The sequence below is a fragment of the Bacteroides pyogenes DSM 20611 = JCM 6294 genome, assembly GCF_000428105.1.
GTDB lineage: Bacteria > Bacteroidota > Bacteroidia > Bacteroidales > Bacteroidaceae > Bacteroides > Bacteroides pyogenes.
Map to the genome: position 1 here is coordinate 1 of NZ_ATZH01000075.1, position 1,393 is coordinate 1,393.

1 protein-coding gene is annotated in these 1,393 nt (G+C 36.9%); it reads right to left on the reverse strand.

Translation table 11 applies throughout. The features are described 5' to 3' along the window. Positions 1–165: 165 nt before the first annotated feature. Positions 166–1,161, reverse strand: a complete 996-nt coding sequence (locus C234_RS0112910) for an IS110 family RNA-guided transposase (protein WP_021647353.1) — start codon at positions 1,159–1,161, stop codon at positions 166–168. Positions 1,162–1,393 lie beyond the last annotated feature (232 nt).

Genomic DNA, 1,393 nt, shown 5'->3' on the forward strand with positions numbered 1-1,393 from the left:
AGAGGGTGAATTCTAAGTCCTCTCCAAACAATATCTATAAAATCTTACCCAGGTTTACGAATATTAACGTATCCTTGGGTAAGTTCTTATATAGACATAACTACTCTTCAGAAGTGTATAGCTACTTCCTAAACCTAAGAATTTTTCGAAGTTAAGCCCCTTTTATTATGCTACCAATGTTACAAATGGAGTCTGCCTTCGTATCACAGCAAAAGACCTTGCTATGATTTTGGCTCTTACCGCATTGATTACAGATGCTTTATGTTTTCCCTCGGCTATTTTCCTTTTATAATATGCTTTCATCTGTGGATCCCAAGAGATGGCAGTAATGGCTGCGCGGGTAAGGTATACTTTTACTTCTTTGTTAGCCAATGTAGAAGTTTGCGTTCTTCCCCGTATAGAAATACCTGAAGTATGTTCAAATGGGGCAACTCCACAATAGCAGGCAAATTTCCTCGGGTTGTCAAATCTTTGAAAATTCTCAGTAACACACAGTAATACAATGGCATTGATGATTCCTATACCTTTTATACTTCTTAATAGCAAGTAGTTTGTATAAAGAGAACTACTGGCGGCTATTAGTTGCTCCATAGCTTCTTCCACCTTCAGGATCTTTTCCTTTATCGACTTGAGCTGTTCTTCCAAAAAAGCAATGGATTCTGTCACATCAGCCAACTTAACCATGTGGGAGAATGTTTCCAATAACTTTATGCTTGATACTTTTTGCTTGACCAGATTGTCACGTACAATAATCCATCCTCGCAGTCTCACCAAGTCTTCGTCAGGCAATTTGTATAGTTCCAGTTTTCGATAGTGTAATGCCGCATAGTTTGCTATTTTTTTAGCGTCAATGCGGTCATTTTTTCCTCGTTGCAAGCCTATTGACTTCTTTATGGTTAACGGACAAACTAAAGTCAGGGAAAATCCCATGGAAACACTTGAAACTGATAATTCTGTGACATAACTTCCCATGTTTTCAGCACAGAATAAGAGTTTAGATAAAGAAAGGTGATAACCAGCTATCCAATTCAATAAAGATTGGACCCCCTCTGGAGTGTTATTAAAAGACTTGTGAGACAACTCTTTCTCGTCCGCGGACATTAATGATGCATCGAATGTTTTTTTTCCTACATCAAGACCTACAAAATGAGAATAATTCATAACTTTGTATTTACAGTATTAAACATGAAGGAGAAACAGCTAATACATTTATTAGGTCGTGAGCCTACAATTCTAACTGGCTAGGTTCTCCGATTAAGAGAGTTGCAGTCTGATTCAGCCTATAGTCATTTAAGACTAGTGTCAAAGTTAGTTCACTGCAACTCTTCTTTTCAAATATACACTTATATTTTTATTGGGATATTTAATACTGCAAATGTAAATGTGTCAAAAC

What these genes read in the sequence shown, in the direction of transcription:
- C234_RS0112910 (WP_021647353.1), bottom strand. Translation starts at nt 1,161, where the DNA reads ATGAATTATTCTCATTTTGTAGGTCTTGATGTAGGAAAAAAAACATTC.